Here is a 6182-nt window from a genome sequence, read left to right as displayed (position 1 = left end):
TCCCAGTCACCCCAGCCCAGGGCCAGCGGATACAGGAACAAGGCGCCGGCCGCGAAGGCCAGGTTCACCGCCATGCGCTCACGCTGCGCCACCAGAGGGAGACCGCGCAGCCGCTGGTACATGCCCAGGCAGGCGATGGCCACCAGGGAAATGCTCAGGTCCGAGCTGATGCCGCGCACATAAGCCACGAGCGGCAAACGGGCGGGGCCGACCGGGCACCACAGCAGTACAAACACTGCTGCGGTAATAACTTTGGTCCACGGCGTGACGCCACGCCGCCAGCTCAGCAGGCGAAGGCAAGCGGCGCTGAGCACCAGGTTGATGCCGAGCAAGGCGATCAGATCATTTACCGGGGGGAACATAGCCGGGCGCCGCTTGTGCGGCCTCAAGGGTTTGCAAGGGATCCAGCCGCACATGCTTGATGCGCGTGCGGTGCCAGGTATAGACCAGGTGCAGGTAGCCGTCGCGGCTTTGCAGCAGGTAGGGATAGGAAAACTCCTGCGAGCAGCTCTGGCCGCCGCACAGCTGGCGCCGGGCGCTGGCCAAATAGGCCTGGGCTTCGTCGTCCCGGGCGCCGCGGGCCTTGAGTTCCTGCGTCAGCAGGCGCTCGTAATCAGCGAGGGACGTGCGTACCTCTGGATTGGCGGACGACTCCACGATCCATGGCTCCACCCCGTCAAAAGAGCCACCCGCCCCCGTTTGCAGCAGAGCCAGGATTTCGCGGTTGCGGGGCGCCGGGTTCAGGGCCAGCCATTGCGCGCCGGTGTTCGTCACGGCGCCGGCCACAGCGGAGTCCGGGTTGGGCCAAGTGCCGGCATGGGTGGGCGACCAGGTCTTGCCGGCATCGGTGGTGCCTGAAGCCATCAGCGCCACCGCATTGCCCGAGCGCATATAGACCTGGGCCTTTTCCGGCCCCGAGACCAGGACAACCGGCTGCAGGCTGGTGCGGCTGCCGGGAATGCGGATTTTGTCGACCACTTGACCCATGGCGTTGACACGCAGGACTTCGCCGAACTTGGCGATGAACTCGTGGTACACGGGCAAGCCGGTTTCGCCGTTCTCGAAGCCGATGGGCGCGCCTTTGACCAGGGTGCTGATATTCAGGAAGGGCGAGGTCACCAGGCGGCGCGGGGCGCTCCAGGTCGCGCCTTCGTCGGTGGAGCGCGCCCAGGTGATGGAGCTGCCCGCCCACCCGCCGAGCGAAACATTGACCATCCACAGCGTTAGCGAGCCGTCGGGCGCGCGGGCGATCACCGGATTTCCCAGCTTCTTGACGTAACGCCACAGGCCTTGCTGGAGGGTTTGCCGATCGAACAAGGTGTTTTCCGCGCTCCAGCGCGACCCGGTGGCGTCCGTGACGGCGCTCTGGATGGTGACGTCCCCGGCGCCCTCCCGGGAGCCTGAGAACCAGACCGCCCGCAAGCGCCCGTCGCGCAACTCCACTACGGAAGCCGCATGCACGGCCTGGCCGGGGGAAGAGGAGACAAACTGCGCGTCGAAGCGAAAGCGGCCGTCCGGCGAGCGCTGCTGCGCCAGCGGGACCGTGCGCGGCGAGGGTTGGATCGCCGGAGCCGACAAAAACGGCGAAGCCGGCGGGTGCTGCAGGATTTTCCATCCAGCCAGGGCGAAGGCCAGCACCAGCAAGGCAGCTGCGAGGCGCTCCAATGCACCGGACGGTTTGAAATTCAATTGCCCACCTGTCTGTGAAAGCCTGGCGGATGGGTGGGAGCCGCTCAGTAGTTGAGAAGCACCGCACCCCAGGTAAAGCCACCGCCCACGCCTTCGAGCATGAGGGTGTSGCCTTTTTGGATCTTGCCGCTGCGCACGGCCACATCCAGCGCGAGCGGGATGGAGGCGGCGGAGGTGTTGCCGTGCTGGTCGACAGTGACCACCAGCTTCTCGAGCGGCATCTTCAGTTTTTTGGCCGTGCTCTGCATGATGCGGATATTGGCCTGGTGCGGAATCAGCCAGTCGATGTCGGCGTCGGTCATGTTGGCCTTGGCCAGCGTGGCGCGCGCCGCGCTTTCGAGCACGCCCACGGCCAGCTTGAACACAGCCTGGCCGTCCATCTTGAGCAGGGGGTCGCCGAGAATCTGGCCGCCGGAGACATTGCCGGGCACGCAGAGGATGCCGACGTGCTTGCCGTCGGCATGCAGGTCGCTGGCGAGAATGCCGGGTGTCTCCGAAGCTTCGAGCACCACGGCGCCGGCGCCATCGCCGAACAGCACGCAGGTGGTGCGATCCGAAAAATCCAGGATGCGCGAGAACACTTCCGCGCCTATCACCAGGGCCTTGCTGGCCGAACCGGTGCGTATCATGGCGTCGGCCACGGTCAGCGCATAAACAAAGCCGCTGCACACGGCCTGCACGTCAAAGGCCGCGCAGCCGGCAATACCAAGCTTGTTCTGCAAGATGCAGGCGGCGGACGGAAACACCATGTCGGGCGTCGAGGTTGCCACGATGATGAGGTCGACGTCGGATGCCTGAAGGCCCGCGGCCTGCAGCGCGTTTTTGGCCGCTTCGACGCCCAGGTCGCTGCTGGTCACGTCGGGCGCGGCGAAATGGCGGGCCCGGATGCCGGTGCGCTCCACAATCCATTCGTCGGAAGTTTCCACGCCTCGGGTGGCCAGGTCGGCGGCCAGTTCGGCGTTGGTCAGTCGGCGCGGCGGCAAATAACTACCAGTGCCGGTGATGCGTGAGTAACGGGTCATTAATGAGTGGCCGGTGTTGAAACTGCTGAGTCAACTGGCATTGAGAAGGCCTCGGTCGGCGTATCGGCGGAAGGTGCCGCCTGCGCCGCAACCAGCAAAGGGGCCGCATGGGCAATACGTTCGCGGACTCTCTCAAGCAAATTGTTCCGAGCCGCATCATAAGCCCGATTCAGCGCCCTCTCGAACGCGAAGGCGTCCGCCGAGCCGTGGCTCTTGAAGACCAGGCCTTGCAGGCCGAGCAGCGCCGCACCGTTGTACCGCCTGTGGTCAACCCGATTTTTAAACGCATTTAGCACCGGATAGGCGATGATGGCCGAAATTTTCGTGAAGATATTGCGGGAGAACTCGGTCTTCATGAAGCCGCCAATCATGCTGGCCAGGCCCTCGCTGGCCTTGAGCGCCACATTGCCGACAAAGCCATCACAGACGACGATGTCGGTCGTTCCCTTGAAAATATCGTTGCCCTCGACATTTCCATAAAAATTCAGATCACCGGAATTGGAGGCAGATCGCAGCAATTCACCAGCTTTTTTGATCATTTCACTGCCCTTTATCGCCTCTTCGCCGATATTGAGCAGCCCGACGCTGGGCGTGGGGTTGGCAGTGATAGCGGCTACCAGGGCCGAGCCCATGACGGCAAATTGCAGCAGATGCTCTTCGGTGCAGTCGACGTTGGCACCCAGGTCCAGGACCGTGGTGGCACCGCCCAGGGCATTGGGCAACTGGGTGGCAATGGCAGGGCGGTCTATGCCATCAAGTGTTTTGAGGACGTAGCGGGCAATCGCCATCAGGGCGCCGGTATTGCCGGCCGACACCGCCGCCTGGGCCGCGCCATCCTTGACCTGGTTGATCGCGACCCGCATTGAGGAATTCTTCTTGCGCCGCAGTGCGATCTCGATCGGATCGTCCATGGTGACGATCTCGCTGGCCGGGACGATCTGGCAGCGTGGATGAGCCTGGAGCCGCGCGTGCAACGGATGCGTCGCCAGCGTTTCGGGCTGGCCGACCAGCACCACGGCGGCATCCGGGTGGCCGTCCAGGAACGCCAGGCTGGCCGGCAGCGTCACGGCGGGGCCGATATCGCCGCCCATGGCATCGACAGCGATCCTGATCATGAGGCGACCGGTGCAGTCAAAATGAGGAGTTCAGGCAAAAGAAAGGCCCGCAGGATGAGTGCGGGCCCATGCTCAAAGCGTGAAATTACGCTTCGGATTTGGTTTTCAGCACCTTGCGGCCACGGTAGAAACCGGTGGGGCTGATGTGGTGGCGCAGGTGGGTTTCGCCGGTGGTGGATTCCACGGCAATGCCTGGCACGGTGAGTGCGTTGTGCGAACGGTGCATACCGCGCTTGGAAGGTGACTTTTTGTTTTGCTGGACGGCCATGATCCGCTCCTGATGGGGTGTAAGGTTGGTAAATTACGCACCAAATTCCGAGTTCAGACAGCTGGACCTGAATATCGGCCGATGGCAGCCTGGGCGCCATGTCACCGTATTCACCGCATTGGTACGCGAAGCCTTTGATTATAGCTTGATGCGGCGTCATTTTCACTACGCCACCTTGTTGCGTGTGAAATGTCGGCTTATTCAAAGGGTTTGTCGCCTGAGTATGTAATACCAAATTACTATTTTTTGGTTTTAAGCTGTGCCAGCACGGCAAACGGGTTGGGCTTTTTCCCGGGCTCGCTCACTTCATCCGGCTCCGCAATGTCACCCGCCTGCAGCTTTGGCGCGATCGGGCATTCCTCGTGCATGGGCACCAGGGGCAGAGCCATCAGCAATTCATCTTCCAGCACGGCGAGCAGGTTGAATTGGGGCTCCATCACCAGCAAATCCTCTTCGGATTGGTCGTCTTCGGCCATGGCGATGTCTTCGCTGGCAACAAAACGGTACCGCTGGTCGACCTCCACCGGTGTCTCGACCACGCCCATGCAGCGCTGGCAGGTCAGCGGGACGGTGGCTCGGGCCTGCAGGTGCAGCCACACCTCGTCGTCGGCGCCGGTGCGCGGGCGCAACTCGCCGAGCGCCTCCCACTGCACCGTTGAATCGGCCTGCAGCCCTTGCGCCTCCTCGGCAAGGCGCTCCATATTTTGTAGCGGAGTGGTTTCAGTGAGCGCCACGCCTTCCTGGGCGAACGCTTTCATGTTGAGCCGGCTGGGCTGAAGGGATCTGGACATGGATGCAGTGTAAGAGAATCGGAGGCATGACCCTTGCCCCCGCTCCCGCCACAAACCGCCCTCTCGTCCTCGGTTCCACCTCACGCTACCGCCGCGAATTGCTGGAGCGGCTGCACATCCCGTTTGAAGTCGCCGCGCCCGACGTGGACGAAACCCCGCAGCCCGGTGAAGCGCCGCGCGCGCTGGCCGAGCGCCTGGCCCTGGCCAAGGCCCGCGCGGTGGCCGCAGCCTTCCCGGGCGCGGTCGTCATAGGCTCCGACCAGGTGGCCGACCTGGACGGCGAGCCGCTGGGCAAGCCGGGCAGCCATGAGAAAGCCGTTGAGCAGCTGCACCGCATGCGCGGGCACACGGTGATTTTCCAGACCGCCGTGGCCGTGGTGTGCCTCGAAAGCGGCTATGAGGCGCAAAGCCTGGCCCCCGTGAAGGTCAGGTTCCGCGATCTCAGCGACGAGGAGATCGAAAACTACCTGCGCATCGAGCAGCCTTACGACTGTGCGGGCAGCGCCAAAAGCGAAGGCTTGGGCATCGCGCTGCTGGAGTCCATCGACAACGACGATCCGACGGCCCTGGTCGGCCTGCCGCTAATACGCACTTGCCGGATGATCCAGGCAGCCGGCGTCAAGCTGCTGTCGGGAGGCCGGCCATGAGCGCCGCAGCAAAGGGCAAGCTCTACCTGGTGCCCGCGCCGCTGGATTTCGGCTGCGACGTGCAGGCGCCGCTGCAGGACGTGATGCCGCTGCAGACGCTGCAAGTCGCTTCGCGGCTGTCCTGCTGGATTTGCGAGAACGCCAAAAGCACGCGCGCCTACCTCAAGCGCATCGACGCACTGCACCCGCTAGTCGCGCCGCTGCAGTCGCAGCAGATCCAGGAGCTGCCGCGCGAGGTTCACAAAAAAGGCGACCACGGCGGCAACTTCGACGCACGCCCCTTGCTGGCGGCTGCCATGGAAGGCCGCGACATGGGCCTGGTCAGCGAAGCCGGCATGCCGGCCATCGCCGACCCGGGATCGTCGGTGGTGCGCGCCGCGCATGACCTGGGGCTGGAGGTCGTGCCGCTCACCGGACCAATGTCGCTGATGCTGGCGCTGGCCGCCAGCGGCCTCAATGGCCAGAGTTTCGCCTTTGCCGGCTACGTACCGCAAACGCCGGCCGAGCGCGTGCAGCGCATACGCGAGCTGGAATCGCTGGCCCTGAAATCCGGCCAGACCCAGCTCTTCATCGAGACGCCCTACCGCAACGCCGCCCTGCTCCAGGCGTTGCTGCAAACTTTGCAGGGCAACACCCGGCTGGCATTGAGC

The 6182-nt window shown here is 64.0% G+C and carries 7 protein-coding genes and 1 pseudogene; 2 read left to right on the top strand and 6 right to left on the bottom strand.

Annotated features, from left to right (window positions below):
* From AC1D0P_RS20210 to AC1D0P_RS20185, 6 genes and pseudogenes are all read right to left on the bottom strand, one after another.
* A pseudogene (locus tag AC1D0P_RS20210) lies at positions 1 to 362 on the bottom strand (hypothetical protein); the annotation flags it as partial.
* Entirely contained in the window at positions 343 to 1689 is a 1347-nt protein-coding gene (locus AC1D0P_RS20205) for a sialidase family protein (RefSeq protein WP_477678389.1), read from the bottom strand. The gene AC1D0P_RS20205 and the pseudogene AC1D0P_RS20210, both read right to left, overlap by 20 nt.
* Positions 1690 to 1733: 44 nt before the next feature.
* A complete protein-coding gene (locus AC1D0P_RS20200; protein ID WP_477678388.1) occupies positions 1734 to 2711 on the bottom strand; it encodes a beta-ketoacyl-ACP synthase III in 978 nt (325 codons plus the stop codon).
* Entirely contained in the window at positions 2711 to 3826 is a 1116-nt protein-coding gene (gene plsX / locus AC1D0P_RS20195; protein WP_477678387.1) for a phosphate acyltransferase PlsX, read from the bottom strand. Before plsX ends, AC1D0P_RS20200 begins: the two co-directional genes overlap by 1 nt.
* A gap of 85 nt (positions 3827 to 3911) precedes the next feature.
* Positions 3912 to 4094: a 50S ribosomal protein L32 gene (gene rpmF / locus AC1D0P_RS20190; RefSeq protein WP_007873878.1), complete on the bottom strand. Its 183-nt coding sequence runs from the start codon at positions 4092 to 4094 to the stop codon at positions 3912 to 3914.
* Positions 4095 to 4333: 239 nt separating this feature from the next.
* Positions 4334 to 4885 (bottom strand): YceD family protein, encoded by a 552-nt coding sequence (locus AC1D0P_RS20185; protein ID WP_477678386.1) that lies wholly within the window; start codon positions 4883 to 4885, stop codon positions 4334 to 4336.
* A gap of 26 nt (positions 4886 to 4911) precedes the next feature.
* Here AC1D0P_RS20185 and AC1D0P_RS20180 point away from each other — a divergent pair, with 26 nt between their 5' ends.
* Together AC1D0P_RS20180 and AC1D0P_RS20175 are read left to right on the top strand one after the other, a co-directional pair.
* Positions 4912 to 5532 carry a Maf family nucleotide pyrophosphatase gene (locus tag AC1D0P_RS20180; RefSeq protein WP_477678385.1) on the top strand — a complete coding sequence of 207 codons (621 nt, stop codon included), beginning with the start codon at positions 4912 to 4914 and terminating at the stop codon, positions 5530 to 5532.
* Positions 5529 to 6182, top strand: a 654-nt coding sequence (locus tag AC1D0P_RS20175) for an SAM-dependent methyltransferase (RefSeq protein ID WP_477678384.1), incomplete at its 3' end; no start/stop codon positions are given. The genes AC1D0P_RS20180 and AC1D0P_RS20175, both read left to right, overlap by 4 nt.

The organism is Polaromonas sp. P1_G2 (assembly GCF_056405515.1).
This window is presented reverse-complemented; position numbering and strand designations above follow the sequence as displayed.